Here is a 1,179-nt window from a genome sequence, read left to right on the forward strand (position 1 = left end):
CCTTGACGGACTCGACCATTTTTTTGCCGAATGGCAAACTTAATCTGATTCAGGTTAAGGTTAAGGTGTAGGGATGGCATCACGCCAATTTTGTAAACAGAATCAGCAGGGAAAATCTCATGGAAAAAAAAATCGGCTTCATTGGCTGCGGTAATATGTCGAAGGCTATTATTGCTGGCCTGGTCACCGCCGGGCAGGTCAGAGCAGACAATATCTGGGTATTTGACCACAAGCCCGAAACCAACCTAGCGATGCAGAAGCAGTATGGCATCACCCCGGCAAAGAACGCCGCCGAAGTTGCCGAACAGGTCGATATTCTGTTCGGCGCGGTAAAACCTAATGCGATCCTCTCCGTAATGAAGGATATTGCGGGCAGCCTGAATAAAGAGACGCTGGTGGTGTCGATTGCCGCTGGCGTGATGCTGGACTCGCTGGCCTCAGTGCTTGGCCACGACCGTAAAATCGTGCGCGTAATGCCGAACCCCCCCGCGCTGGTCAACGAAGGCATGACCTCGGTCACCCCCAATGTGCTGGTGACCAAAGAAGAGGCCGATGCGGTAGTGGAGATTTTTAGCGGCTTCGGCAAAGCGGCGCTGGTGCCGGAATACCTGATCCACGCGGTGGTCTGCGTAAGCGGCTCTGCCCCGGCCTATGTATTTATGTTTATTGAAGCGATGGCCGATGCGGCCGTGCTTGGCGGGATGCCGCGCGCTCAGGCTTACCAGTTTGCTGCTCAGGCGGTGAAGGGTGCAGCAGAAATGGTGCTGGAGACCGGCAAGCATCCGGGCGAACTGAAAGATATGGTGTGCTCACCGGGCGGCACCACCATCGAAGCGGTGAAAGTGCTGGAGCAGAAAGGCTTCCGCTCGGCGGTGATTGAAGCAATGCAGCAGTGCATGGCGAAATCTGAGCAGATGAGCAAGTAATAAAAGAATGCAGTCAACGGGGTTACCTGCTGGCTGCGCTATTTAAGCTTCGATGTGGCCCGGCTGAGCTGCTCCGCAGCGTCCAGAGTCATCGACTGCTGCATACGCTAGCACCAGCTCAACGTTGAAAGTATAGCACCCGCAGGGGAGACTGTAATTTAAATTGTGTATCTGCCTGTTTTTGATATGTTCATTCCAACAACGGAGACAGGCAAACTATGGACGAAAAGAAAGGTACTGTTGCAAAGATCTG

Annotated in this window: 1 protein-coding gene; it reads left to right on the forward strand. The window is 53.5% G+C overall.

What is annotated here, in order from left to right; genetic code table 11:
- Positions 1-119 precede the first annotated feature (119 nt).
- On the forward strand, positions 120-926 hold the full coding sequence (gene proC / locus BBW68_RS09865) for a pyrroline-5-carboxylate reductase (RefSeq protein WP_070135228.1): 807 nt from the start codon (positions 120-122) through the stop codon (positions 924-926).
- The last annotated feature ends 253 nt before the right edge of the window (positions 927-1,179 follow it).

Origin of the sequence: Candidatus Erwinia dacicola (assembly GCF_001756855.1) — a bacterium.
GTDB classification, from domain to species: Bacteria; Pseudomonadota; Gammaproteobacteria; order Enterobacterales; family Enterobacteriaceae; genus Erwinia; species Erwinia dacicola.